The sequence below is a fragment of the Selenomonas sp. AB3002 genome (assembly GCF_000702545.1).
In the GTDB taxonomy this organism is placed as follows: Bacteria; Bacillota; Negativicutes; order Selenomonadales; family Selenomonadaceae; genus Selenomonas_B; species Selenomonas_B ruminantium_A.
Window position 1 is genome coordinate 262,916 of the sequence record NZ_JNIO01000002.1, and the last position, 25,943, is coordinate 288,858.

Genomic DNA, 25,943 nt, shown 5'->3' on the forward strand with positions numbered 1-25,943 from the left:
AGCCGGTCCTTTTCATTTGCCTGCAGATAAATGCGAACAAAAGTGCTATAATATTGCCTATCAGCAAGCACAGGAGGCAAACCGCATGAAATTTTTCCATCTCTCTGACCTGCATATCGGTCTGAAACTTATGAACCATGACCTCAGCCATGACCAGGCATATATATTGGATAAGATCATTGAGTCTGCCAGGGAAAGGCAGCCCGAGGCCCTCATCATAGCCGGGGACATCTACGACAAGTCCGTCCCCTCAGCAGAGGCAGTAGCCATTTTCGACAGATTCATCACAGAACTTTCCCATGCCCTGCCCCAAATGGAAATCATGCTGATTTCCGGCAACCATGACAGCGCCCAGCGGGTGAACGCATTCCGCTCACTGCTCTCCGACCATCACCTGCACATGATTGGCCTGCCTCCCTTGGAACCAGAGGAACACATCGAGAAAATCACCCTCACTGACAAATACGGCCCGGTGCATTTCTACCTGCTGCCCTTCGTGAAGCCCTCCATGGTCAAGGCCATCACCGGCACCGATGAAAATGGCACGAACCTGACCTATGATGCCGCCCTCCACGCCTTGATAGGACGGGAAAACATAGATCCGACGGCCCGCAATGTACTGGTAAGCCATCAGTTCTATCTCTCCACTGGCAAGAGCGCCGCTGACATTCCCAGAGCAGACTCGGAAATCGTCACCGTGGGCAATATCGACTCCGTCAAGGGAGATATCCTGGAGCGCTTCGACTATGCGGCTCTCGGCCATATCCACCAGCCCATGCAGCTGAACGGCAAGGACTGCTACCGCTACTGCGGCACGCCCCTGCCCTGCTCTGTCAGCGAGGCAGGGCAGGCGAAGGGCATTGTTGAAGTCGAACTTGAAGCAAAGGGCACGGTCAGGACTTCCGTTATCCCTCTCAAGCCCCTCCACGATGTCCGCAAAATAAAAGGCAAACTGGCCGAAGTGCTCTCTGCCCCTTCGGAAGACTATGTGAGCATCACCCTGACGGACGAAAATGACCTGGACGTCTTTGATATGCAGGACCGTCTCAGCGCCGCCTTCCCTAACCTGCTGGAAGTGCGCCGCAACACCCGCCACAGTGCCGACTATGAAGCCGGACTTGCACCTCAGGAAAGCCTCTCCCCCTTCCAGCTCTGCCAATCTTTCCTCAGTGACCTGGCCCCGGAGGACGAGGCCCTGCTGGCAGAAATAATCAACAGCGTACAGCATAGCGCCAGGGAGGCTAAGATATGAAACCCATCAAACTGACCCTGCAGGCCTTTGGCTCCTACGGGACAAAAACTGAGATTGACTTCACAGCCCCCCGGCAGAACCTCTTTCTCATCACTGGTGACACCGGCGCAGGCAAGACCACCATCTTCGATGCCCTGGTCTTTGCCCTCTACGGGGAAAACAGCTCCAATAACAATAAAAAAGCCAGCACCGATATGCAAAGCCAGTATATCGGCAGGGAAGTCACCCCTTTTGTGGAGCTGACTTTCAGCGAGCTTAACGGAGGACATGAAGATAGGTACACAGTCCGCCGCGTCCCCCACCACTTCCGCAAGCGTCTGCGGGGCAAGGGTGAGGATATTGAAACTAAGGAAGAAATCACCCTGACCCTGCCCGATGGCAGCGACTTCCTTGGCAAGATCAACGAAATCAACGCCAAACTGCAGGAAATCGTAGGGCTCACCAAGGAGCAATTCATGCAGGTGGGCATGATTGCCCAGGGAGAGTTCATGGAACTCTTGCGACTGGACTCCTCCAAGAAAAAGGAAATCTTCCGCCGCCTCTTCGGCACGGAAATCTTCGATGCCATTGTAAATGAACTGCGCTTGCGCAATAGCAGCATGCAGGGAGAAATGAATGACCTCCTGCAAAACTGCCAGAGCCGGGCAGAGGATATCTGCCTGCCCAAAGATCTCACCCTGGAAAATCCCCTGCCGGAACTCAAAGCAAGAGTGCTGGACAAGAAGAACAAGCCCAACATCGCAGAGCTGGAAAAGCTGGCAGAAGAACTTGCTGCCCTTACAGACAATCAGCATACCGAGCTGGACGAAATAACCAAGTCCTGGGAAGACACCACCAGGAAGCGGGACGAGATAAACTCCCAGCTGGCCAAAGCTCAGGAACTGGAGAAAGCCTACCGACAGCTGGACAATATTTCGGGACAGGAAACAACAAAAGAGGAATTGCTGGCAAAACTGGAAAGCAGCACAAGGGCAGCACAGGAAAAAGAAAAATCTGCCCAGACTGCCGCCCAAGCCGCCCTGGCTTCCTATACCGCCACCAAAACAAAAGTGGATGCCGCCCTCAGCCAGCTGGCAGAACTTGAAAACACCCAGAAATTGCTGGCAAGCACTAAAGCGCAACTTGAGGGTGCAGAGAAAAAGCTCAATGAAACAAAAACAACACAATCAGACTACACAGCTAAAATAAACAGCTGGCAACAGCAGGTGACAGCCCTCCCCGAAATCAAGGAAAAACTGGAACGAGCTAGGGGACAGCAGGAAAAGACCCGGGGCTGGGAAAACAAGCGTCTGAGCCTGCTTGACCTGCAAGCCAGGCTGACCACTGCCACCCAAAAAACTGCCGCCGCCCAGTCAGCCTATCTGGCACAGAAAAAGGTGTACCAGGAGAAGCTGGATTCATACCACAGGGAGCATCAGCGCTTCCTTGACGCCCAGGCCGGCGTGCTGGCCCAGAGCCTCAAAGATGGCTCTCCCTGCCCAGTATGCGGTTCCCTTGAGCACCCCCATCCCCACCAATTCGACCAGCAGGACAAGCCCCTGGAACGCCATGAACTGGAACTATTGCAAGCGAAAGCAGCCGAACTGAACAATCTGCAGATAGAGGCCTCCAATCGGGCCCAGAAGGAAAAAACTGCCAAACAGGCGCTGGAAGAGCAGTTCAGCTCACAACTCAAAGAACTTTGCGAAGACCTGCACCAGCAGGCCAAGCTCATTGTCCCGGAAGATACCCCCCTCTCCTTTATAGAAGCCAGCCTGAAAAAATGGCAGAATCAAATAGCCGCCAAGCTGCAGGAATTGACCAAACAGGAAAATGACCTGACAGCCATACAGCAGGCCCTCTCCCAAAGCAGTGAAAAACTGCAGAAACTGCAGGAAGCCGCCGACCAAGCCGCAGAAAACAAGCAGAAGGCCGAGGGCGAAGTCCGGGCACTGGAGGGAAAGAGCAAGGCTCTCCAAGCCCAGCAAACGTACCCTGACAGCCAGGCAGCCCGAGCCGAACTAGCCGGCGCGGAAAGCACCCAAAAGGCAGCCCAAGACAAACTGCAGGAGGCCCAAAAGGCCAGCCAGTCAGCCCAGGCTGCCCTGCAACAGGCCAAAACCATCATAGCCTCCCTTGGCAATGCTCCCCGTCCGGATATGGAAGGGATAACCGCCCGCCAGCAGGAGATAAATGCCCTTTGGCAGACGCAGAACAGCAAGCAGCAGCATTTGCGGGATATGCTGAACCGGAACGAAGCAGTGACCAAATATCTGAAAAGGAATCTGTCAGCCCGCCAGGACAAACTCCAGGAAGCCGCCTCGCTGGAAAGTCTCTACAACCGACTGTCGGGAAAAATCAGCGGCAGCCGCATGGACATCGAAACCTTCGTCCAGCGCCACTACCTGAGCCAGATTCTCATAGCCGCCAACCGGCGCTTTGCCGAAATGTCCGCTGGACAGTTTGAACTGCGGCTCATGCCCATTGAGGATGCAGGCCAGGGAAAAAACCGTGGCCTTGACCTGCGGGTCTACTCCACCGTCACCGGCCAGGAACGGGACATCCGCACCCTCTCCGGTGGCGAGTCCTTTATGGCCGCCCTATCTCTTGCTCTCGGCCTCTCCGACCAGATTCAGGCCAACACCTCTGCCATCAATCTGGATATCATGTTCATAGACGAGGGCTTCGGCTCCCTGGACGATCACGCCAGAAGCCAGGCCATAAAAGTTCTCAAACGCCTCTCCGGCGGTGACAAGCTCATCGGCATCATCAGCCATGTGACAGAGCTCAAGCAGGAAATGGACAACCAGCTCCTGGTCACCAAGGACGAACACGGCAGCCACGCCCAGTGGCAGATAAGCTGAAAAAGGGGACTGACCAAATTCCGGTCAGTCCCCTTTGCCTTTCAAGCTTCAATAAACCCTGCTGATTTCAAACCCGTTCTTCTCCAGGGCCTTCACAATCCGCTGGATATGTTCCTCATTGTGGGTCTCACAAGTCACGGTCAGCTGTACCTTCTTGAAGGAGTCCGTCACCATGGCCTGGTTGTGGTCCAGCTTGATGACATTGGCATTCTCATCTGTGAGGATCTGCGCCACCTTCAGCAGCTGGCCCGGCTTGTCCGGCAACTGCACGGCGAAGGCGAAGACACGACCGCGGGCGATAAGGGCCTTGTCTATGAGGGCAGAAATGGTGGAGATGTCGATATTGCCGCCGCTGACGATGGGCACCACCTTCTTGCCCTTGAGGCTCTCAGGCAGCTTGTCAAGGCCGGCCAGAGCCAGCACCCCTGCCCCCTCGGCAATGAGCTTGTGCTTCTCAATGAGGGAAAGCAGTGCGCCCATGATTTCCATTTCCGACACGGTGATGATACCATCCAGATATTTCTTGCAGAACTCATAGGTGAGGGTTCCTGCCGTCTTCACAGCGCAGCCGTCAGCCACCGTATCAGCGCTGGACAGGGTCACAATCTTGCCCTGCTGCTGGGCGGCCTGCATGCAAGCGGCATTCTCCGGCTCCACGCCGTAGACCTTCACATGGGGAGCCGCCAGTTTCGTAGCCAGAGCCACTCCGGAGGCAAAACCGCCGCCGCCGATGGGCACCAGGATAGCATCCACATCCTTCAGGTCCTGCACGATTTCCAGAGCCGTAGTGCCCTGTCCCAGAAGCACCTGCAGGTCATTGAAGGGATGCACATACACATAGCCGTGCTTCTTCTGCAGTTCCAGGCTGTGAGCATAGGCATCATCAAAGCCATCACCAAAGAGCACAACTTCTGCCCCCAGCGCCTTGGTGCCCTCAACTTTGAGGATAGGCGTGGTGGCCGGCATGCAGATGACCGCCTTCACACCCAGCTTCTGGGCGGCATAGGCCACCCCCTGGGCATGATTGCCAGCGGAAGCGGTGATAACCCCGCGCTTCCTCTCTTCCTCACTGAGCTGGCTGATCTTGTTGTAAGCCCCACGCAGCTTGAATGCCCCCGTATGCTGCAGATTCTCCGGCTTCATATAGACATCGCAGCCAGATATTTCAGAGAAGAAATCACTGTGGACAAGCTCCGTATGCCGGGCTACTCCCTCCAGCTGCTGGGCTGCTTTATACACATCGGCAATGGTGGTATTCGCCACTACATCTGCCTCGCTCTTTTTGACAACCTTTTCCTGCTGTTCCTCTTTCGACATTATGACGGCCCCCTGTTTTACAATGTTACACCTTTTCGTTCATTAAAGTGTAACATCAGAGAGGACGCTTTGTCAATCAGAAACAGGCACACATTACGCAGAGATATTTCTCAACCGTTCTTCCAGCTTATCCCGCAGTTCCTGCAAACCTCCCACATACTTATCAAATATAGCCTGCAGCACCACCTGTGCTTTCTCTTCATCATATACATGGATAGCCACATTCCTGTTTTTCAGCATTTCCAACCATACCTTCTCATCTGTCAGCCACCCTAGTCCATAAGCTGCCTTGAATATTTCCCTAGGCGAGCCAGTGGCTGCTTCTGCCACACCGTACAAGGTCAGTACCTCTTTCAATGCCTTCCATGCCAGTTCAAAAGTGAGGTTGAACTGGCCAATGACTCCCATACGGTAAATCTCGTTCCTTGACGACATTTCTATATCCACTTGTTCAAGAACCTTCAAGCAGCCTGCGAATGCCTGATATTTTTTCATCTCTCCGCCCAATTCATACATATCTATCCCATCCCTATCTATCTCTTTCTGCAATTCAGCAGAAATTCCCTCATCCAAATTGACTACATCAAAGGAGAGCAAAGTATCGGTATTATCTTCCACCTCAAGGGAAAACCCCAGCACATCTCCGCCTGCCACCGCTAAATCTATATCACTGCGAGGATGATTTGTCCCCCGTGCCCGTGAGCCAAAAAGCAATAATTTCTCTATCTTATACTTTCTGGCCAGTGTCACAATTTCCCTCACCAATCTATCAGGTATATCCAGCTTCATTATTTCACCTGCGCTTCCCAGTATCTACAATGTTTCTTTGCCATCATCATAACTAAAAGCAAGAAAACTTTCAAGCTCTGGAGGGTTTTTCCCCTCTTAGCACGAATATCTCAAGTAAACAACAAGGGGGAATGTCCATGAAAAGAAAAAGAATCCTGGTACCGGTGGACGGCTCGGAGGGTTCGGCCCAGGCCATCAGCCTGGCAGGAGATTTGGCACTTTCCACCGGCTGCACCTTGGACATACTCCATGTTTCCTACTTCGACAGTAAGACAGACAGTCAGGCAGACAGCTGGTTGCCTGAGGAAGTGGCCGGTGCCGTAGGCGACCAGCAGCAGGAAGTGCTGGACAGGGCACGGAAGAGCCTGCCTGAGGGGTTGTCGGCTGATTTTCACCTGCGCACAGGGAATCCCGTAGAAGAAATCCTGCGCTTCGCCCACCAGCAGCAGGACTGGCTCATTGTGGTTGGAGGCAGAGGCCTGGGAGCCGTGGAAGGTTTCCTCATGGGCAGCATCAGCCAGCAGCTGCTGGAAGAATCCCCTGTATCGGTACTGATTGCCAGGAATCCAAAGGATGTGCCTCATAGAGAAGAAGGCATGTTCTCAAGTTTTTCCCAATTGACGGATCTGGTGAAGAAAACCCTTCCCCCATTGAACCGAAAGTAAATTTACAAATAAAGTCAGGAGGTCTTTTATATGGAAATCAAAAACATTCTGGTGCCCGTAGACGGCTCCGAAGGCTCTGACCGCGCCATCACCCATGCCATCTCCATGGCAGAGGTCTGCAATGCCAAATTGAACTTCCTATATGTGGCCAACATCAACCAGCTGGCCATCAACGCATGTCTCTCCGACGCCATCCTGGAAGCCGTCACCAAGGCCGGCAACGTCATCCTTGACCGGGCCATGGAAATGGTGCCCTCGGGCATCGCGAAGGAAGCCTTCTCAGAAACGGGCTCTCCTGCTGTGGTCATCCTGGACTTTGCCACCAGCAACAACGCCGACCTCATCGTCATGGGCAGCCGTGGCCTGGGTATCGTCAAAGGCGTGCTTCTGGGCAGTGTCAGCCAGTACATCGTAGAGCAGGCCAAGTGCCCCGTACTGGTAGTCAAATAGCTCCCCCATAATACCATTTTCCATAGAGAAAGCCCGGCCGAAAAGCCGGGCTTTCTTGTTGCCTGTGGAATTACAGCTTTCAAAACTTCAGATACTCTCTCAGCTTAGGGAAGTCGATGAAGCTCTTTTCTTCCGGGTGCTTCTCAAAGTAGTGCTGATGCTCCTCCTCTGCCCTTTGGAAATTTCTCAAGGGCAGGGCCAGAGCATGGCATTGACGGGCCAGCTTTGGATTGCTGTTGGGGTCATTGAGGGTCAGCCCCCCTTCACTCACCGCCGAAGGCTTGCCCCGGCTGGCAATGAAATTCAGATGCAGCTGCACCTGTGGCTCGTCCTCACCGGAGGCGTAGAACACACCTGCCCGGTACTGCTCCCCCCTGGCTTCCCCCTGTCCGTCAGGCACATAGGGATTCACCACAGCAAAAAGCACATCCATCAGCTGGGACAGGTCCGTTTTCTTGGGGTTGAAAGCTACTTCCACCCCCATATAGGCACGGGCAGTGCCAGAGGAAACGGACTCAAAGTCCGTCTCCCCTTCACCGTTGATATAGCCTGTGCAGGTATCTGTCACGCCAGGCAGGCTCCTGAATACCTCCTGCAGCTCGTGGAAGTCTCCCCCGGAAAAATAGATTTTCTTGGTATACATCTCACTTCTCCTTTTCCGGGTGGAAGAGATCCACCTGCCGCATGGCGGCCCGCTTCACGTCAAAGAGGTTGATAAGCTCCGCCACTGCCTGGGTGGGCGACACCACGCCTTGCAGCACCGCCTCCCGGATTTCCGGCATGCGGCCTGTCACCACCGCATCCTCAAAGAATAGGTTGTGCAGGTGCTCGTCAATCATGCTGTGCATCCAGTCCAGCAGTTGCCCGTCACGGCGCTTCTGCCAGACACCGCTTTCAGTGGTCATCTTCTGGAAGGCCCGGATGACCTCCCACAGCTCCTTCAGGCCCGTTTTTTCCAGCGCGGAGCACAGGTAAGCATGGGTGGGCCAGCCCGGCGTAGCAGGGCGGATATACTCTATCATGCGCTCGTACTGTCCCCGGGACACCTGGGCCTTGGTCAGGTTGTCGCCATCAGCCTTGTTGATGACGATGGCATCTGCCAGTTCCATGATGCCCTTCTTGATGCCCTGCAGCTCATCACCCGCCCCTGTCAGCACCACCAGCAGGAAGAAATCCACCATGGAGCGCACGGTAGTTTCCGACTGGCCTACACCTACGGTTTCGATGATGATGACATCATAGCCCGCCGCCTCGCACATGAGCATGGTCTCCCGGCTCTTGCGGGCCACGCCCCCCAAAGTCCCCCCTGCGGGGGAAGGGCGGATAAAGGCCTCAGGCCGTCTGGACAGGGTCCCCATCCGGGTCTTGTCTCCCAGTATGGAGCCCTTGGTGACGGAACTGGTGGGGTCAACAGTGAGCACTGCCACCCTGTGGCCTGCATCGCAGAGCATATTGCCGAAGGCCTCTATCATGGTGCTCTTGCCCGCCCCCGGCACGCCGGTGATGCCGATGCGCAGGGCCTTGCCTGTCCTGGGCAGCAGCCTCTGCAGCACCCGCTGAGCCTTGGCAAAGTGCCTGGGGCTGTTGCTCTCAATGAGGGTGATGGCCCGGGAAAGGGTCATGCGGTCACCCCGCGCAACCCCTTCCACATAGTCATCCTCAGACATTATCATCTTCCGCTTGGGCTTCAGCTTCCCGCTGGCCAGAGCGGGATTGATATTGCCCACGGTAGTGTCCTTGATGCCGTCAATGCCGCTCATGACGGAACAGGCGAATTTGTCATTCTTTTCCTCAGGCACCCAGCTTGGCTTACTGGTAGTATATTTTTGCTCCATTAGTTCCTCCTCCCCAAAAGACCATTGTAACGGCGTCCATGGATGGACGCCTCCTGTGGCCGTGTGAATTTAGGATAAATTCAAGGACACGTTTTCTTTTGGTTCGTTTTCTTTGCGCCAAAGAAAATGAACAGCCGAAACTAAAATAAGCAATCTAAACTTACTCTTCAGCAAGTTCTTCCTTGACGCGATCCATCAACAGTGTCAGCAACTTGATCCCTGCCTCAGGAATATTGGTGCCCGGGGCGAAGATAGCCACGGCCCCATGCTCATAGAGGTTGTCATAATCCTGCACGGGAATGACGCCGCCGATGGCCACCATGATATCCTCGCGGCCCAGCTTCTTGAGCTCCTCAACCAGCTGCGGCAGCAGGGTATTGTGGCCTGCTGCCAGGGAACTAAACCCTACCATGTGCACATCGTTGTCCACTGCATCCTGGGCGGTCTCGGCAGGAGTCTGGAACAGCGGTCCCACATCTACATCCCAGCCCATGTCCGCGAAGGAAGAAGCGATGACCTTCTGGCCGCGGTCGTGGCCGTCCTGGCCCATCTTGGCCACGAAGATGCGGGGACGGCGGCCCGTGAGGCGCTCGAACTCGTCAGCCATGCTGCGGGCTTTGTCCAGCTCCGTCTTATCAGTGAACTCGGAGGAATAGACCCCGGAAATGGTGTGGATCACAGCCTGATAGCGGCCCGATACCTTCTCCACCGCATCGGAAATCTCGCCCAAAGAGGCCCGCACACGTGCTGCCTCCACCGCGCATTCCAGGAGGTTGCCGTTGTCGCGGGAATCTGCTGCCTTGGTGATAGCTTCCAAGGCCCGGCGCACATCATCATCATTGCGCTCACGACGCAATTTTTCCAGACGTTCCACCTGGGCATTGCGCACAGCGGTATTGTCGATGGCCAAAATTTCCAGCGGATCTTCCTTTTCCAGACGGTACTTGTTCAGGCCCACGATGGTCTCGTTGCCGGAGTCGATCTGGGCCTGACGGCGGGCAGCCGCCTCCTCGATGCGCATCTTGGGCAGGCCCGTGGAAATAGCCTTGGCCATGCCGCCCAAAGCCTCCACTTCCTGGATATGAGCCCAGGCCCGGCGAATGATCTCGTTGGTGAGAGCTTCCACATAGTAGGAACCGCCCCAGGGATCGATAATCTTGCAGACGCTGGTCTCATCCTGGATATAGAGCTGGGTGTTGCGGGCAATGCGGGCAGAGAAGTCCGTGGGCAGGGCGATGGCCTCATCCAGCGCATTGGTATGCAGGGACTGGGTATGGCCCAAAGCCGCCCCCATGGCCTCCATGGCGGTGCGGGAAATATTGTTGAAGGGATCCTGGGCCGTAAGCGACCAGCCGGAAGTCTGGCTGTGGGTACGGAGGGCCATGGACTTGGGATCCTCTGCCCCAAAGGACTTGACGATCTTGGCCCAGAGGACACGGGCTGCCCGCATTTTGGCCACTTCCATGAAGTAGTTCTTGCCGATGGCCCAGAAGAAGGACAGGCGCTTGGCAAAGGCATCCACCGGCAGGCCAGCCTTGATGCCCGTGCGAATATACTCAAGGCCATCTGCCAGGGTATAGCCCAGCTCAATGTCTGCCGGTGCCCCTGCCTCCTGCATGTGGTAGCCGGAAATGGAAATGCTGTTGAACTTGGGCATGTATTTGGTGGTGTACTCGAAGATATCGCCGATGATGCGCATGGACATCTCAGGCGGATAAATATAGGTATTGCGCACCATGAACTCTTTGAGGATATCGTTCTGGATGGTGCCTGCCATGATCTTCTTGTCCACGCCCTGCTCCACGCCGGACTGGATAAAGAAGGCCAAAATGGGCAGCACCGCCCCGTTCATGGTCATGGACACAGACATCTGGTCCAGGGGAATGCCGGAGAACAGGATATTCATATCAAGCATAGAGCAGACCGACACGCCAGCCTTGCCCACATCGCCCACTACTCTGGGGTTATCCGCATCGTAGCCGCGGTGGGTGGGCAGGTCAAAGGCGATGGAAAGCCCCTTCTGGCCTGCAGCCAGATTCCTGCGATAGAAGGCATTTGACTCCTCTGCTGTGGAGAAGCCTGCGTACTGGCGCACCGTCCAGGGACGGAAGACGTACATGGTGGAGTAAGGCCCCCGCAGGCAGGGAGGAATACCGCTGGCAAAGTCCAGATGGTTCATGTGGTCATATTCGTCATGGCCATAAAGGGGCTTCACGGGCACATGCTCCATGGTACGGCGGGTGAGAGCCTCAAACTCCGCCCCGGCCTGGGCCTCGAAAAGCTTCTTCCAGTCCCCTGCCGCCCCCTGGGGAGCATCTTTCAGGCTTATCTGGGTGAAATCAGGATTTGTGTAAGCCATTATGCAATCATCCCTTTCTTCTTCTGCAGGAGCTGCAGGATCTGATAGCAGTTGGCACGGACGTGGATATACTCATCAATGCCCGCCTGGTTGTAGGTTTCCAGCATATCCTGGGGAGCAGCCCCGGCCAGGAATACTGTGGCTTTGGGCAGTACCTCATGGAGCTTCGGCGCCAGGGCCGGCACAATCTCGGGATAAGTGGCATCAGTAGAGCAGATGACCACGGCATCTGCCCCGGACTCCTTGGCAGCCAGGGCTGCTTCCTCCACAGTCTGGAAGCCATTGTTGCCAAGCACCTCAAAGGCACCCACCTGCAGGAAGCCCGTGGTGAAATCAGCCCTGGCCTTGTGCTGGGGGATGGGGCCCATATTGGCCAGGAAAATCTTCACATTATCATCATGCTCAGCCTTGAACCCCTCTGTAAGCTTCCTCAAGGCCTCAAAGCGCTCGCTCCAGCGGTGGGGCTCGATGGCTTTCACCTGTTCCTCACCCTTGTTCCCCCCATGGAGGGCTTCTGCCAGTTCCTCAATGGTGGCGCCAGCGCAGGCAGCAGCTACGGCAGCTTCCGTCACTCCAGCCTTGGCAGAGGAAAGTTCAGCCAGCTTTTCTTCTTTGAACTGCTCGTCAATATCGGCCAGATAGCTTTCCACCTCAGCCTTGCGCTGCTGCTTGATTTCCTCCACATCTTCGGGACGCGGATCAAGCAAAGTCTCCGTCATGTTGGGATACATATTGTTGCCTACGATACGGTCCTTGCGGGTCTCGGCTGCCTTGAAACGGGCGCTCAGGACGCTGGCAATCTCATCCTGGGGATAGCCCTCCTGCAGAGCCTTCAGGATACCGCCCTTGGCCTCTATCTTCTGGAACTCCTCCCAGATTTTTTCTTTCATCTGCTTGGTAAGAGTCTCCACCGCCCAGGAACCGCCAGCTGGGTCAATGGGCTGCAAGAGGCCGAATTCCTCCTGCAGGATGATCTGCACATTGCGGGCAATGCGGCGGGAGAACTCATCCCCCTTGCGGATGGGCTCGTCAAAGGGACTGCTCTCGAAGGAATCAATGCCCCCCACTACCCCTGAGAAAATTTCCGTGGTATTGCGGAGCATATTGACGTAAGGGTCATAGACGGTCTTGAAGAACAGGGCGGGCTTGGCATGGATGTGCATGCGCCTTGCCTCCTGGCTGCCGCCGAAGGCTTCAACAATCTGCGCCCAGAGGGGACGCAGGGCCCTGAGCTTGGCAATCTGCAGGAAGAAATTGGCCCCCATGGAGAAGCCGAAGACAATCTGCTTCGCCGCCTCGTCGATAGTCAGCCCTCTGTCCATCAGCGCCCGCAGATAAGCCACCGCCATGGCAAGGGCATAGGCAGCCTCCTGCACATCATTGGCACCGCCCCGGCTGAATACATCACTGCGGACAAAGACCGTGGCCAGGCCCGGAGCGTTTTCCTTAGCCCACTTGGCGGCTTCCGCCATCTCATCATAGAGCTTGTCCAAAGAAGCAGGCAGTTCCCCTTCTTCAACCAAAGCCCCCAGGGGATTTGCTCCCACAAATCCCTTGAGCTGCTTCAGGTCCGTGCCGGAGGACTTCAAGGCCCCCACTGCCAGAGCCAGCATGGGCAGAGCCGTGGCCCCGGCGTAGATATAGAGGGGGTACTTGTCCAGCTTCAGCCCCTCCAGCAGGGTATGCACATCATCAAGGGTGGTCAGGGACACGCCCTCATCACCGGGGGTCTCCGCCTTTCTCACATCCCTGGCAGCCAGGGTGGCCTTGTCCAGGCGGATATTGTAGACCGTGGAACCCTTCTCCTGCTCATGGCGCAGCAGCTCATTGTTTTCCTTGGGGCTGGTCTCATCGCAGGACTGGGCAATGCCCCAGGGCCTCCCAACATAGCCGCTGGGCTGTGCCCCCCTGAGGTAATCCCCCATGCCGGGGAACTCCCCCTTGGGCAGGATATCCTCCGTATCCTTGCGGAAGTACATGGGGTCGAAGGTAATGCCCTCATAGGTCTTGGTATACATTTTCTTCTCAAAGGGTGCCCCCTTCAAGAGAGTGATGCAGGCCTCCTTCCACTCCTCATAGGTGGGAGGAGTGAATTCATCCAGTGGCACATCGGGAAAGTCCGTCTGCTGCTCGGCCTTTTTCAGGATAGCCTGAAGGTCGAGCTCGCCGCTTTTTTCCAGCTCGTTGCTCATACTGCAGCCTCCTTGTGTGATTTGTGAAACCCAACAGAAAAGGCAACCCACCTGCAAGCGCGCAGACGGATTGCCTAAAAATGGCCACAGCAAAAAAGCCCTAAGCCCAATCCCCTACCCATCGCTCGCAGGCACATAAGGGAACCAGGCACGATGCTTCGGCTCTCTTATACGGTGATGACAGAACAGGCAGTTCTCCTGGCTCGGCTTCATGGCCCTGCACGCCTTCCCAAGGTAAGCATATCTACCCCAGTGACCTCATGTGCAGGACTCCACCCTACAGTGGCGGGACCGCTCCGGCTTAGGGCGTGTTGATTAAATGAGCTTTGCCCAGATTTGCGGGGATTGGCTGTCCATTGCAAGGCGACAAACCGGAGGCATAGCGGCGCTATGTCGAGGATTTGTCAACGAAGCAGGGACAGTCAAGACCCGTGAAGATGGGCTGAGCGAATTAATCAACACGCCCCACACCGGATTCCCTATTAAGTACCTAAGTACACCTGTTCCCAGCCATATTAAGTTGCTATTTAAATATTATTATCATTTATAATTTTTGTCAATATTCCCTGCTCCATTTCTGAAGTCCCTTTCCTCTTGCCTTTTCCCGGCCCGGCTGCATGATATACATGAGGAAAAGCAGGAAAAACAGGCATGCTGATAGAATAGAACCTCTGCATGAGTGCGATATGATGGAGGTGTGTTTATGGATAAATCATTTGCAATCCCTATATCCAGGCGCAGTTTTATGAAGATGATGGGCCTGGCCGCAGCTGGGACAGTGCTCGGCCTCAAAGATGATGCCGCAAGAGTGGAAGCTGCTTCTTCCATGATAAATGCGATGGATTTCAACAACGCGGAGCTTCCCGTACTCTTCAATGCGGATGTCTGCGTGGTTGGCGGCGGTGCGGCTGGTACGGCGGCTGCTGTCAGCGCTGCACGGAAGGGAGCGAAGGTTGTCCTTGTGGAGCGCGGCATTTCCCTCGGAGGTCTGGCGACCCAAGGGTGCGTTTTCCCCTGCATGCCTACTTTTGTCGAAGGCAGTGATACTCCCTACATCACGGACCTGAACAAGCGCATGGAAAAACAGGGGTCCTCGCCCTCCCTTGGCATAACTACCGATACATATTATGGAGGCGGCAGATCACAATATGTGCCAGAATATCTTGCCTACGTCTACGATGAAATGTGCGAAGAGGCCGGCGTAAATATACTTTACAACGCTTCCCTGGTGGGAGCGGTGACCAATGAGGGCAGGATTGTCTCCTGTATTCTCCAAACCATGGAGGGATTGGCAAGGATAAACGCCAAGGTGTTCATCGATGGCACGGGAGACGCATTGCTTTCCCGGTTTGCCGGCGTTCCAGTGGAAAAAGGCTCAGAAAAGACGGGGCACAACCAGCCCATGAGCCTGCGTTTTGAAATGGGCGGCATTGATGTAGGCAAGGTCTTCCATTTCTTCACGAAGAATCTGAAAGATGATTATACCCGTGGGCTTTTCGTCAAGATTGTGGAGGAAGCTCTGAAGGAGAAGAGACCGCCCTTCTTCGAGTTCGCGAAGTGGAAAAAGAATGAGCAATTCTTCAATGACGGTGTCACCCACGGTGAGTTGACCGAAGATGATATCCTGTACATACAAGCCTTCACCATTCCAGGCAAACCCACCGTAATGTCCATGAACTGCCCGGAGATGCCGCCGCTGGGCTTCAGCTCCACGGATGCTGTGTCCTACAGCAAGGCTGTGACCTTCGGCCGGAAAATGATGCGCCGTCTGGCAGGATTCTTCATCAAGAATATTCCTGGCTTTGAGAAAGCATATATCAGCCGCGAAGCAAGCATGGTGGGCGTGCGGGAATCATGGCGGATCCGCGGGAAATATTATATGGATGCCGAAGATTATCTGAAAGCACATCATTTCCCCGATGCTGTCTGCTGCACTGCATACCCCATCGACATCCATGATGTGAAGCTGGAGCTCTTTGAAAAGCTGAAAAAAGGACAGTATTACGAAATCCCCTACCGGGCCTTGGTGACCAACGAGATTTCCAACCTGCTGGTAGTGGGACGCTGCGCCAGCGGCAGCTTCGCCGCCCAGGCTTCCTTCCGCATCCAGCCCACCTGCATGAGCATGGGTGAGGCAGCGGGCATCGCTGCAGCCTGGGGAATATCCAAGGGAACTCCGGTAAACGAAATCAAATGGGAAGAGATGCCGGAAGAAATGCGCAGTTATGTAAGTAAATAAATAACCGACCACAAGACTAAGGAGGTCATCATCATGGAAAAGAAAAAGATCCTGACGGCTGTTGCTATTGCTGCCTTTGGTTTCAATGTTGGCTTTGGCGCCATGGCACATGCGGAGTTCCGTCCTGCTACTCAGGAAGCCCTTGAGACCCATACGGGGGTGAAAGTAGCTCCCGGTCAGGATTCGTCCGAGGATAAGCTGCCTGCTTCCCAGCGTTTTGTAAGTACAGAAGGAAAAATTCCCTATCAGCTTTGCCTGCCGCGCTGGTATGATTCTGCCAAGACTTACCCCCTGATTGTCGTAGTCAATGATGTGGCCGGGGAAACAGATGAAAAGGCCTTGCTGAAGCAGACGGACGGTGTCACTGCCTGGGCAGATGAACTGGAGAACAACCAACAGTATGCAATCATGCTGACCATTCAGGGAACGAAGGACTCAGAAGCGCGTGTTGGCCGCCTGTCCAGTACAGAGGGCATGGATACCATCCGGTATATATTGAAAGATGTCCGGCAGAACTATGGTGTCAACAAGGATGCCATTTACGGCATCGGCGAGAATAAAGGCGCCTGGGTGATTCAGCTCATCAATGAAGAATTGCCCAGCTATTTCAAAGCGACCTATCTTGATGAAAATACGGAAGATGGAAAGGCAGATAACAAGGCCATCCACGACTGGCTGATGAAGGAAATGGCATCACAGGCAAAATGACATAAAAAGAGGGGCTGCGTTATCGCAGCCCCTTTTGGGTTGGTCAGATGCGTAAATTTCACGTTCCTGACTATATCATGCGCTCTGTTCGTTTTCTTCTTCCTGGTAGAGAAGCACCAGTCTCTTCTGTTTGCGGCTGGCCTTCATGTCTATGATGCGCTGGTTGCGGGAACCCCGAAACATCAGGGTGAGGTCTCGTTCTCCCTCTCTGTACTCCCCGTCCACCAGCACATCAACCTCTGAGAGCAGGGCTTCCACCGCCGTATCGTGGCGGGCGTGGAGTTCCTGCAGGGTGAAGCCAGTGTAGCTCCAGATGTCTAGCCCTCTGCCGTGGCAGGCACGGGCTATCTCCACCAGCGGTACCGGCTGCATGAAGGGCTCGCCGCCGCTGAAGGTAACCCCTGTCAGCAAGGGATTGGCTTCAATCTCTGCCAGCAGCTCGTCAGTGCTCACGACCCTGCCCCCCTCGAAACACTGGGTTTCAGGGTTGTGGCATCCGGGGCAGCGACGGGGACAGCCCTGGACGAAGATAGTATAACGGAGGCCTTCCCCATCCACGATAGAATCATCTACCGTACCCGCTATGCGAATCTCGCTCATCTCTGTCCCCTCCTCTCTCTATTCTGATGACTCAGTGCCTGACACCATGCTTTACCCGGTCATGCTCCTCAGCCTGCTTGGCATCGTTCCAGCGGTCAATGGTGCCCACCAGATAGCCTGTGATGCGGCGGATGCGCTCGAACTTCTGAGGCATCAAGGCGTAGTTGAGCGTCACATTGCCATCGCCTGCAGCAGAGATGCAGAGCTTGCCCAGACGGTTCTCAGTATGCTCATTCACATAGTCAATGTACCCCAGAATTTCCTGCTCAGAGACATCCTCCAGACCTTCCACAGTCACATCAATGCCGTTGACTACCATGCTTTGTCACCTGTTCCTTCCACTTGTATTTCATGTATTTTTCATCTCTTGTTGTAAGCAAATTATACAACATCTAGGATTTACCTGTCAATAACCATACTATATGTGGTATAAATCACAAAACGCCCCCCACCCGCACAGCAAGCGGGCGGAGGACGTTTTTTAGATTTTTTTCAGGACAAACTGCCCCTGTGTATCGACACAAGTGACACAAACTAACCCAAAGAGAACTCAAACTTCAGCCCATGGATGGGCGTTCCGCGGCCGTTGGCTTTCAAGGATGAAAGGCAAGGCCGCTGTTTCTTTGGTTCGTTTCTTTGCGTCAAAGAAATGAACAGCCGAAACTTATCCAACGAGGGTCTGACCGAAATACACAATGCACCCCATAACGATGATGAAGGGAATATACACCTTCACCGCGAACTGCAGCAGCTCTCCATCAATGCCCTTGGCACCGATAGCGGCCACGCCGATGGCAATGCTCTGAGGGGAAATCATCTTGCCTGCGCAGGCACCGGTAGCATTGGAAGCCGCAATCCAGGCCTGCACCGTCTCGCTGGCGCCGATAGCCTGGGCAGAACCAGTCTGGAGCTTGCCGAAGAGCACGCAGGAAGAAGTAGCGGAACCGGTGATGAAGGTACCGATGGAGCCGATGAAGGCTGCCACCAGCGGATACATGGTGCCGGTGACGGCTACAGCCGTGCGGGCCAGTTCCAAAGTCATGCCGCTGTGATCCATGACCTTGGCGGTAGCGATGACCGTGATGATGGTGACAATGGTAAAGCGCAGGTTGAAGATAGTCCTCTTCAATACTCCCAGCATCTCGCCCATGCCGGCTCCCTGTACGCTGCCGCCGATGAAGGCTGCCAGGAAGATCAGGATACCGGGAGTGTTCACCCAGGTAAAGGTATAGGGAGTGCCGCCCTCACCACTGTAGATGAGCACAGAGCTCTTGATAGCAGACAGGGGATCATGGATGCCAGGCACCAGCTTGGAAGTGAGCAGCAGGAACACGAAGATCAGGATGAAGGGCAGCCAGGCCACCAGCCCCTTGCTGGCGGTAACTTCCTCCTCGGTGCCCGTGTGGTCAGGATGCATCTCGTACTCGGGATTATTCACGGGGAACATCTTGGCGCAGGCCACAATGGCGGCCATGGCGCCGATGGAACCGGCCACCACAGCCAGCTCAGGGCCCATGGTGCTGGCAATGAGATACTCAGGAATCAGGAAAGCCAGGCCCGCTGCCAGGCACATGATGCCCATGCCCTTGAGGCCCTTCAGGCCCTCGCCGGACACAATAGTCATGAGGAAGGGGCAAAGGAGGGTAAGAGGAGCCAGCTGCAGGGAAGTGTAGCCGGCCAGAGTAGTGGCATCAATGCCCGTGACACTGCCCAGAGTCACCAGAGGGATGCCGATGGAGCCATAGGCCGTAGGCACAGAGTTGGCGATGAGGCAGACGCCCACAGCCATGACAGGGGGAATGCCGATCCCTGCCAGCATGCCGGCAGGGATGGCGATAGCAGTACCGAAGCCTGCCATGCCCTCCAAAAAGCCGCCGAAGCCCCAGCCGATGAGGAGAATCAGGGCGCGGCGGTCAGAGCTCACCGAGGACAGCATGGACTTGATGACCTCCATGCCTTTGGTGTGTACCACCAGGTTGTAAGTAAAAATCGCTGCGATAATGACCAGAAGGATTGGCCAGCACGCAAGTGCCACGCCATCCAGGGCGGCCTCCGCCGCCAATTTGCCATCGAGACCAAACATGGTCATGGCTGCCGCAATCGCGATGACGAGAGCTGCCGAGCAAGCCTTATGCGCCGGCATGTGCAGTACAGACAGGGCGATAACCAGCCAGAGAATCGGTGAGAGTGCTATGAGAAACAAAGCAATACATCCTTTCTGCTGATATGAAAAATTGATGAATGATATTTAGATTATATAAGTAGGTACTAAGGCTGTCAATGCAAAATCAATAAGGTTCTATCTTGGAAAAAATAAGACAATTAAGCCAGTAAGGAAAGGTTATCACAGATTATGTTATACTATAGATAGGAATTAGCCAAATAAAGGCGAATAATTAAAAACAAGGGAGAAATCACACGTGATAGCACTTGACAAACTAACCACCGAGCAAAGGAATCCTGCCACTGAGCACATCGATGAATTGTCCACTCTGGACATGGTGACCCTGATAAATGCAGAAGACAAGAAGGTTGCCGAAGCTGTAGGAAAAATCCTGCCTGAGATTGCCCAAGCCATCGACCTCATTGCCGAAAAGCTGCAAAAGGGAGGCCGCCTCTTCTACATGGGAGCAGGAACCTCCGGCCGCCTGGGCATCCTCGATGCAGTGGAGTGCCCTCCCACCTACGGCACCGACTATGAAATGGTGCAGGGACTCATCGCCGGCGGTGCTACAGCCATCTTCCGCGCCAAGGAAGGGGCTGAGGACGACCCGCAGCTGGGACGCGCCGACCTGGAAGAAGCAGGCTTTACCAATAAGGATGTGCTGGTGGGCATTGCCGCCTCAGGCCGCACTCCCTATGTCAAAGGGGGGCTCATTTACGCCAGAGAGCTGGGCGCAGCCACCGTTGCCCTGGCCTGCGCAGAAAAAGCAGAGATTGCAGAGCTCTCAGACATCGCCCTGCTGCCCGTCACTGGCCCGGAGGTCATCACCGGTTCCACCCGCCTGAAGGCAGGCACTGCCCAAAAGATGGTACTGAATATGCTTTCCACAGGCACCATGATTAAGCTGGGCAAGGTCTACGGCAACCTCATGGTAGATGTGAAAGCCACCAATGAAAAACTATCTGAGCGGGCCCTGCGCATTGTCATGGCGGCAGCAGGCTGCAAGCGCAAAGAAGCTGAGGACACCCTGATGAAAGCAGGGGGACAGGCGAAGCTTGCCATTCTCATCGCTCTCACCGGCTGCTCACCCGCTGAAGGGAGGCTGCAGCTTGGGCTCACCCAGGGACATCTGGCCAATGCGCTGAAACGCACAAATTAAATAAAAAGAAAGGAGCATGACTATGAAACTACGCGACCTCGCACGCAAGCCTCTGGCCCCCGGCGAGGCCCTCCCGGACCAGATTCCCGATACGTCTGCGCTCCCACCTCTCAGAAGATTCCTGCTGAAGCTAAGCTCCATTTTCCTGCCTCTGGTCCCTGCCCTCATTGCCTGCGGACTTATCACCAGTGCTCTGAACATCGCCCGCTACAACTATCCCGTACTGGAAGCCAACAACCTTTTCCAGCTCTTTGTAATCGTAGGCAACACAGCCTTCTGGGGCATCAATATCTTTGTGGGCTTCAACTCTGCCAAAGAATTTGGCGGCACCCCTGTTATAGGCGGCATCCTGGGAGCACTTATCAGCCACCCGAACCTGGCTGCCATCACCCTGAACGGCTATCCCCTGACTCCGGGCAGGGGCGGGGTTGTGGCGGTGCTGCTGGTAGCAGCCCTTGGGGCCCTGTTTGAGAAAAAGCTGAAAAAAATCATACCGGGTGCGCTCAATCTGCTGCTTACCCCCCTGCTTACCTACATCACAGCAGCAGCCTTTGCCATCTTTTTCCTGCAGCCCTTTGCGGGACTCATTGCCTTTACCATTGCAGATATAGCAGTAGGAGTCATCCATCAGGGCAGCATCATCTCGGGCTTCCTGCTCTCAGGCACCTTCCTGCCCATGGTCATGCTGGGCATCCATCATACTCTGACTCCCATCCACTCGGAACTTATCTCCCGCTATGGGGTCACCCTGCTGCTGCCCATTCTGGCTATGGCAGGTGCAGGACAGGTAGGAGCCAGTCTGGCGGTCTTTGTGAAAACAAGAAACAGGCATCTGAAGAAAACCATTCTTTCAGCCCTGCCCGTGGGCCTGCTGGGCATAGGTGAGCCCCTGATCTACGGCGTTACCTTGCCTCTGGGGCGGCCTTTCCTGGCGGCCTGCCTGGGTGGTGCCTTTGGAGGTGCCTGGCAGTCATACTACATGGTAGGCGCTGCCGCCAGCGGCATTTCCGGCCTGCCGCTGGCCCTGGCCGCAAATAAGATCAATATCTATATCGCAGGACTTCTCATCTCTTACGTGGCAGGTTTCATCGCCGCCTGGCTTATAGGCTTTGACGACCTGCCGGAGACATCCGAGGACACATAGGAAGACCCAGGAAAGGGGCTCAGACATGGAAAACGGAATTTCAATCTATCCCGGACTGGACAACACCTTGGAAGAAAATCTGGATTTGATTCAAAGAGCTCAGACTCTGGGACTGAAACGGCTCTTTACCTCCCTGCATATACCAGAAACGGACATGGAAACCCTGAAGAGGGATTTGGGCACTATCCTCCATGCCGCCCATGATGCAGGCATGGAAATAATCTCGGATATCAGCCCCGAGACCATGAAGCTTCTGGGCATCAAGGAATTCAAGATCTCTGCCTTCCGCATGCTTGGCATAACCACCCTGCGGCTGGACTATGGCTTCGGTCTGGAGCAGATTGCTCACATGTCCCGGCATCCCCATGGGGTGCGGCTCCAGCTTAACGCCTCCACCATCACGGGACATATCCTCTCCGCGCTGGTGGAACTGAAGACGGATTTTTCCGTCATAGATGCCTTGCACAATTTCTACCCCAGGGTGGGCACAGGGCTGTCAGAAGAAGCACTGGTGCGAAAAAATGTCATGCTCCACAAGCTGGGCATCAAAGTAGGGGCCTTCGTCCCCAGTCAGAAGGGCAGGAAGCGAAGCCCCCTGAAAGACGGTCTCCCCACCCTGGAGGACCACCGGCCTGAGCCCAGCGACCTCTCCGCCCGCCATCTGGTAGCCCTTGGTACGGACTATGTGCTGCTGTCCGATTCCCTGCCCACAGACGAAGAAATGGGCGCTCTGGGCAGCCTTTCCGGTGACAGGGTTACCCTCTCTGCCAAACTTCTGAGCCAGGATGAAGACCTTCGCCGCTTCCTGAACCAGACCTTCACCGCCAGGCTGGATGAAGCCAGAGACGCCATCCGCGCCCAGGAAAGCCGCACCCGCATGAAGGAAATGGGCATCACCATAGCCCCTGAGAACGCAGCCTCCCGCCCAGTGGGAGCCGTGACTTTAGACAACGTGGACTACGGCAGGTATATGGGGGAACTGCAGATTATCAAAACACCTCAGGATGCCGACCCCCGCGCCAATGTGGTGGCCATAATAGATGAAGAAGAACTGGGCCTCCTGCAGTACATAACTCCCGGCAGAAAATTTTCTTTTAGATTTCATGACTGAAAGTGATATACTATAAAGAAAAACCTGGAGGAAAGAATGCCCGATATAGAAAAAAATGACAGCTGCGATTGCTGCGAAATCCATTGCACCCACCCGGAAAAAATTAAAGCAGCCTGCCTGCACAAAGTGGACAGCGAGACCGCACTGGCGCTGGCCGAAGTCTTCAAAGTCCTGGGTGACCAGACCCGCATCAAAATACTGTCGCTGCTGGCCGCCGAGGAAGAACTCTGCGTCTGCGATATAGCCGAGACTCTGGAAATGGGCCAGTCTGCCATCTCACATCAGCTCCGCGTCCTGCGCACAGCCCGACTGGTGAAGTTCCGCAAGGAAGGTAAGGAAGCCCTCTACTCCCTGGATGATCATCATGTGCTGACCCTGATGGGCCAGGGATTGGAGCATGTACAGGAGAAATAAGATAAAATAAGAAATCTACCAGCACCATAAGAAGGAAAGGACGATACCTATGCACTTTCGTACCCTTCGTATCCTCTATGCCCTGCACAAAATCCATCAGCGACGCAAAAAACACAGGCGGCATCCCCACCTGAAAGCTCTCCTGATGCCTCTGGCCGCGGGGATAATCCTCACCGCCAGCCAGCTGACGGCAGCGGCCTCTCCCACCCTCCAGCAAGGCAGCCACGGACACGAAGTCATGGTGCTTCAGCAAAAATTAAACAGCATAGGCTACAAGATCAAGAGCCTGGACGGCGTCTACGGAGCAGAGACCGAGCGGGCCGTGGCCGAGTTCCAGCGGGACCAGAAGATCCGCATCACCGGCATCGTCAACAATGCCACCTGGCGGGCTCTGAAAAAGGCCAAGCCCCGCACCTGGGGGGTAGACATGGAGAAGCCCAAGGACAAAGGCGAAGCCATCAGCTCCAAAGGCCCCCTGGCTCCCAACGGTCAGACCATCCTGCCCCAGAACAAGGTCAAACCTCTCATAGCCACAGCCAAATCCTATATCGGAGTGCCATACCAGTTCGGCGGCACCACTCCCAAAGCCTTTGACTGCTCCGGCTATCTCCAGTACATCTTCGGCAAGCAGGGCATTAACATCCCCCGCACTGCCGACGAGCAGTACAAGCTGGGGTTGCGCACCAAAACCTCCAAGGAACTCGTCCCCGGAGATCTGGTCTTCTTTGAAACCTACGAGAAAGGCGCCTCCCACTGCGGCCTGTACCTGGGCAGCGGCGAGTTCATCCATACCAGTTCCAGCAAAGGCGTGCGCATAGACAAACTCTCAGATGATTACTGGTCTCCAAGATTCCTGGGAGGGAAGCATATAGTTAAATAAGGACATGAAAAAAGCTGCCAGCCGGCAGCTTTTTTCATGTCTTCGTATCTTACCAAATCTTGCCTGCCATAAACCACAGGCGTCCCTTGGCCTTTTCATCCTCAGTCAGCATCTTGCTTCCACCGATGCGGCGGGCATAGTCCAGACGGGCAAACCAGTCCCCGGGAGCAGTGTAGCTAAGACCTACGCCCCAGCCCTGCAGGTGGATGGAACTGCCCACAGCCCCGTCGCGGGTCATATATAACTCCCCGCCATGGTTGTACTTCACAAAGCCCGTATCATAATAAGTGCTGAAAACAAGCCCCTTCACCGGGGTATAGAAACGCAGTTCAGCCGTGGCGAGGATACCTTCGTCACCGGAGCCCGTACCCTGTGGATAAGCCCGGATGGCATTGGCACCTCCCAGGTAAATCTCCTCGGAGCCGTCCAGATTCTTGCTGGCCACCTGCCCGGAAGCCTTCACCATTAGATCTGCCATATTGCCCAGCCGCTTCACAGCAGTAGCATTAGCCTCCAGCTTGCTGTAGTTGCCCTTGGTGCCGGCCAGTTCAATCTGTTGCTCCCCATAGTCGGAGTCAGCCCCCAGCCAGCCCGTGCGGGCAGTGAGACCGTAGCCGAAGTACAGGCCTTCCACCCGGAGGAACCCGTCCACACCCACATGCACGTTGGTGGAGTGCTTCTTGGTATTGAAGCCAAAGGCCTTGATCTCATCTTTCAGCTTGCGGAAATCAAGACCGTAGTTCACATTGAGCTGCTTGTCGTGCAGATGGTATATGGGACGATGCCCGAAGAGGCTGATGGTATCTGCCGTACCTTCGGCCCCGATGCTGCCCAGAGCCCCGCCCACCTGATAGTCCATGCGGCTGTAGCCCAGGCCCAGGGTGGTGCCGCCGTGGCCTATCAAAGCTTCATAGTTGGCATAGTAGTTGTGCAGGTGGTCATTGGAAATAAGGGTACCCACATTGATGCGCGCCCCGGTGCCTCCCACATCATATATGCTGTGCTGCAGACCATAGCGATAGCGGCCTGTATTCTTGCTGCCGTAGTTCTCCACATAGAGAATGGTATTGGTGCTCTTGCCCTTCTCAATCCGCACTGTCAGGTCACTGGTGCCGAACTCCGCTCCCGGGGACAGCACGCCCACGGCCTTGTTGCCGCTGGCATCAGACAGGGAGAACAAGGTGGTTTCCAAATCCTCCGTGCGGATAATCTTGCCTTTTTCTTTAGTCAGGCCATTGAGGAAGCCCTGAATGACCCTTTCCTTCAGCTTGCTCTGGTTGTCGATCTTCACTTCCCCATAGCGGCCGGGGATGACTTTCAGCACCACCACGCCGTCGGTGCTGGTCTGGGGCGGCAGGTAAGCCGCCGCCGCAGGATAGCCATGCTGACGGCAGTAGCCCGTGATCTTCCTGATGGTCTCATTGAGCCCCGTGAGGGTCTGGTCATCCTTCATGCCCTCCTGGAGAATCTTCACCAGCGGTTCCTTCGCGATATGCAGTTCAGGTGCCTCCAGGCGGAAGTTCTCCACCTTGAAATGCACTTCCTCCTGCATCCCTTCCCCGGTAGGGGCATTATCATGCACCTCGGCCTCCGGCAGCGGCGCATGAGCCTCGATGTCCTGACCGGGCTGTGAAAGTGAGGGAGCCGCCAGGGCCGTGCCCTGCAAGGACCCCGCCATCAGGCAGGCCCCCACCGCCTGCATCATTCTTTTCTCTAAAAGCTTTTTCATCCCCAAAACCCCTTATACGGCCATTATTCCAGCAGTGTCAATTTTCCTCAATTTCCTCCTCATTTTATCACAATTCACCCCCAAAAGTCCACA

At 55.2% G+C, this 25,943-nt stretch carries 21 protein-coding genes and 1 riboswitch; of the genes, 11 read left to right on the forward strand and 10 right to left on the reverse strand.

The window, feature by feature from the left end; genetic code table 11:
• Positions 1–85: 85 nt before the first annotated feature.
• Positions 86–1,252: an exonuclease SbcCD subunit D gene (locus P159_RS0101575; RefSeq protein WP_029540773.1), complete on the forward strand. Its 1,167-nt coding sequence runs from the start codon at positions 86–88 to the stop codon at positions 1,250–1,252.
• The gene (locus tag P159_RS0101580) at positions 1,249–4,095 is read left to right on the forward strand and encodes an SMC family ATPase (RefSeq protein ID WP_029540774.1); all 2,847 of its coding nucleotides are present in this window, start codon (positions 1,249–1,251) and stop codon (positions 4,093–4,095) included. Before P159_RS0101575 ends, P159_RS0101580 begins: the two co-directional genes overlap by 4 nt.
• A gap of 48 nt (positions 4,096–4,143) precedes the next feature.
• Here P159_RS0101580 and ilvA read toward each other — a convergent pair whose 3' ends face one another.
• Together ilvA and P159_RS20855 are read right to left on the reverse strand one after the other, a co-directional pair.
• Positions 4,144–5,412 (reverse strand): threonine ammonia-lyase, encoded by a 1,269-nt coding sequence (gene ilvA, locus P159_RS0101585; RefSeq protein ID WP_029540777.1) that lies wholly within the window; start codon positions 5,410–5,412, stop codon positions 4,144–4,146.
• Positions 5,413–5,505: 93 nt separating this feature from the next.
• Complete coding sequence (locus tag P159_RS20855) at positions 5,506–6,201, reverse strand: HI0074 family nucleotidyltransferase substrate-binding subunit (protein WP_221174042.1); 696 nt, start codon at positions 6,199–6,201, stop codon at positions 5,506–5,508.
• 137 nt (positions 6,202–6,338) lie between these two features.
• On the opposite strand from P159_RS20855, the gene P159_RS0101600 reads away from it, so the two are divergent.
• Positions 6,339–6,866, forward strand: coding sequence for a universal stress protein (locus P159_RS0101600; protein ID WP_051650044.1), 528 nt, complete (start codon positions 6,339–6,341; stop codon positions 6,864–6,866).
• Positions 6,867–6,896: 30 nt separating this feature from the next.
• On the forward strand, positions 6,897–7,316 hold the full coding sequence (locus tag P159_RS0101605) for a universal stress protein (protein ID WP_029540783.1): 420 nt from the start codon (positions 6,897–6,899) through the stop codon (positions 7,314–7,316).
• A gap of 79 nt (positions 7,317–7,395) precedes the next feature.
• Here P159_RS0101605 and P159_RS0101610 read toward each other — a convergent pair whose 3' ends face one another.
• From P159_RS0101610 to P159_RS0101625, 4 genes are all read right to left on the reverse strand, one after another.
• Positions 7,396–7,959 (reverse strand): peptide-methionine (S)-S-oxide reductase, encoded by a 564-nt coding sequence (locus P159_RS0101610; RefSeq protein WP_029540786.1) that lies wholly within the window; start codon positions 7,957–7,959, stop codon positions 7,396–7,398.
• A 1-nt stretch (position 7,960) separates the two neighbouring features.
• Positions 7,961–9,151, reverse strand: a complete 1,191-nt coding sequence (meaB, locus tag P159_RS0101615) for a methylmalonyl Co-A mutase-associated GTPase MeaB (protein ID WP_029540789.1) — start codon at positions 9,149–9,151, stop codon at positions 7,961–7,963.
• A 160-nt stretch (positions 9,152–9,311) separates the two neighbouring features.
• Positions 9,312–11,513: a methylmalonyl-CoA mutase gene (gene scpA, locus P159_RS0101620; protein ID WP_221174052.1), complete on the reverse strand. Its 2,202-nt coding sequence runs from the start codon at positions 11,511–11,513 to the stop codon at positions 9,312–9,314.
• Complete coding sequence (locus P159_RS0101625) at positions 11,510–13,702, reverse strand: methylmalonyl-CoA mutase family protein (RefSeq protein ID WP_029540793.1); 2,193 nt, start codon at positions 13,700–13,702, stop codon at positions 11,510–11,512. Before P159_RS0101625 ends, scpA begins: the two co-directional genes overlap by 4 nt.
• A 170-nt stretch (positions 13,703–13,872) precedes the next feature.
• Positions 13,873–14,221, reverse strand: a riboswitch (cobalamin riboswitch).
• Positions 14,222–14,405: 184 nt separating this feature from the next.
• Between P159_RS0101625 and P159_RS0101630 the strand changes: the two genes are divergently transcribed.
• Positions 14,406–15,941 (forward strand): FAD-dependent oxidoreductase, encoded by a 1,536-nt coding sequence (locus P159_RS0101630; RefSeq protein WP_051650045.1) that lies wholly within the window; start codon positions 14,406–14,408, stop codon positions 15,939–15,941.
• A 33-nt stretch (positions 15,942–15,974) separates the two neighbouring features.
• Positions 15,975–16,649 (forward strand): hypothetical protein, encoded by a 675-nt coding sequence (locus P159_RS0101635; RefSeq protein ID WP_029540797.1) that lies wholly within the window; start codon positions 15,975–15,977, stop codon positions 16,647–16,649.
• Between the two features lie 75 nt (positions 16,650–16,724).
• Here P159_RS0101635 and nrdG read toward each other — a convergent pair whose 3' ends face one another.
• From nrdG to P159_RS0101650, 3 genes are all read right to left on the reverse strand, one after another.
• A complete protein-coding gene (nrdG, locus tag P159_RS0101640) occupies positions 16,725–17,249 on the reverse strand; it encodes an anaerobic ribonucleoside-triphosphate reductase activating protein (RefSeq protein WP_029540799.1) in 525 nt (174 codons plus the stop codon).
• Positions 17,250–17,280: 31 nt separating this feature from the next.
• A complete protein-coding gene (gene nrdD, locus P159_RS0101645; RefSeq protein WP_029540800.1) occupies positions 17,281–17,568 on the reverse strand; it encodes an anaerobic ribonucleoside-triphosphate reductase in 288 nt (95 codons plus the stop codon).
• Between the two features lie 345 nt (positions 17,569–17,913).
• Positions 17,914–19,452, reverse strand: coding sequence for an L-lactate permease (locus P159_RS0101650; protein ID WP_029540802.1), 1,539 nt, complete (start codon positions 19,450–19,452; stop codon positions 17,914–17,916).
• 217 nt (positions 19,453–19,669) lie between these two features.
• Here P159_RS0101650 and murQ point away from each other — a divergent pair, with 217 nt between their 5' ends.
• The 5 genes from murQ to P159_RS0101675 all read left to right on the forward strand — a co-directional run bounded on the left by murQ (position 19,670) and on the right by P159_RS0101675 (position 24,121).
• Positions 19,670–20,572: an N-acetylmuramic acid 6-phosphate etherase gene (murQ, locus tag P159_RS0101655; protein WP_029540805.1), complete on the forward strand. Its 903-nt coding sequence runs from the start codon at positions 19,670–19,672 to the stop codon at positions 20,570–20,572.
• A 22-nt stretch (positions 20,573–20,594) separates the two neighbouring features.
• Complete coding sequence (locus P159_RS0101660) at positions 20,595–21,716, forward strand: PTS transporter subunit EIIC (RefSeq protein WP_051650046.1); 1,122 nt, start codon at positions 20,595–20,597, stop codon at positions 21,714–21,716.
• A 25-nt stretch (positions 21,717–21,741) separates the two neighbouring features.
• Positions 21,742–22,827, forward strand: a complete 1,086-nt coding sequence (locus P159_RS0101665; protein ID WP_029540811.1) for a MupG family TIM beta-alpha barrel fold protein — start codon at positions 21,742–21,744, stop codon at positions 22,825–22,827.
• 36 nt (positions 22,828–22,863) lie between these two features.
• The gene (locus tag P159_RS0101670; protein WP_139283552.1) at positions 22,864–23,241 is read left to right on the forward strand and encodes a metalloregulator ArsR/SmtB family transcription factor; all 378 of its coding nucleotides are present in this window, start codon (positions 22,864–22,866) and stop codon (positions 23,239–23,241) included.
• Positions 23,242–23,386: 145 nt separating this feature from the next.
• A complete protein-coding gene (locus P159_RS0101675) occupies positions 23,387–24,121 on the forward strand; it encodes an NlpC/P60 family protein (RefSeq protein WP_029540815.1) in 735 nt (244 codons plus the stop codon).
• Between the two features lie 49 nt (positions 24,122–24,170).
• Here the strand turns inward: P159_RS0101675 and P159_RS0101680 are convergent, their stop codons facing one another.
• Complete coding sequence (locus P159_RS0101680; protein ID WP_029540817.1) at positions 24,171–25,850, reverse strand: ShlB/FhaC/HecB family hemolysin secretion/activation protein; 1,680 nt, start codon at positions 25,848–25,850, stop codon at positions 24,171–24,173.
• Positions 25,851–25,943: the final 93 nt, after the last annotated feature.

Coding starts and splice junctions, on each gene's coding strand:
- nrdG (WP_029540799.1), bottom strand. CDS start 17,249: ATGAGCGAGATTCGCATAGCGGGTACGGTAGATGATTCTATCGTGGAT.
- P159_RS0101605 (WP_029540783.1), top strand. CDS start 6,897: ATGGAAATCAAAAACATTCTGGTGCCCGTAGACGGCTCCGAAGGCTCT.
- P159_RS0101665 (WP_029540811.1), top strand. CDS start 21,742: ATGGAAAACGGAATTTCAATCTATCCCGGACTGGACAACACCTTGGAA.
- P159_RS0101670 (WP_139283552.1), top strand. CDS start 22,864: ATGCCCGATATAGAAAAAAATGACAGCTGCGATTGCTGCGAAATCCAT.
- P159_RS0101635 (WP_029540797.1), top strand. CDS start 15,975: ATGGAAAAGAAAAAGATCCTGACGGCTGTTGCTATTGCTGCCTTTGGT.
- P159_RS20855 (WP_221174042.1), bottom strand. CDS start 6,201: ATGAAGCTGGATATACCTGATAGATTGGTGAGGGAAATTGTGACACTG.
- P159_RS0101575 (WP_029540773.1), top strand. CDS start 86: ATGAAATTTTTCCATCTCTCTGACCTGCATATCGGTCTGAAACTTATG.
- P159_RS0101675 (WP_029540815.1), top strand. CDS start 23,387: ATGCCTCTGGCCGCGGGGATAATCCTCACCGCCAGCCAGCTGACGGCA.
- ilvA (WP_029540777.1), bottom strand. CDS start 5,412: ATGTCGAAAGAGGAACAGCAGGAAAAGGTTGTCAAAAAGAGCGAGGCA.
- P159_RS0101680 (WP_029540817.1), bottom strand. CDS start 25,850: ATGAAAAAGCTTTTAGAGAAAAGAATGATGCAGGCGGTGGGGGCCTGC.
- P159_RS0101625 (WP_029540793.1), bottom strand. CDS start 13,702: ATGAGCAACGAGCTGGAAAAAAGCGGCGAGCTCGACCTTCAGGCTATC.
- P159_RS0101580 (WP_029540774.1), top strand. CDS start 1,249: ATGAAACCCATCAAACTGACCCTGCAGGCCTTTGGCTCCTACGGGACA.
- P159_RS0101660 (WP_051650046.1), top strand. CDS start 20,595: ATGAAACTACGCGACCTCGCACGCAAGCCTCTGGCCCCCGGCGAGGCC.
- nrdD (WP_029540800.1), bottom strand. CDS start 17,568: ATGGTAGTCAACGGCATTGATGTGACTGTGGAAGGTCTGGAGGATGTC.
- meaB (WP_029540789.1), bottom strand. CDS start 9,151: ATGGAGCAAAAATATACTACCAGTAAGCCAAGCTGGGTGCCTGAGGAA.
- P159_RS0101610 (WP_029540786.1), bottom strand. CDS start 7,959: ATGTATACCAAGAAAATCTATTTTTCCGGGGGAGACTTCCACGAGCTG.
- P159_RS0101630 (WP_051650045.1), top strand. CDS start 14,406: ATGGATAAATCATTTGCAATCCCTATATCCAGGCGCAGTTTTATGAAG.
- P159_RS0101600 (WP_051650044.1), top strand. CDS start 6,339: ATGAAAAGAAAAAGAATCCTGGTACCGGTGGACGGCTCGGAGGGTTCG.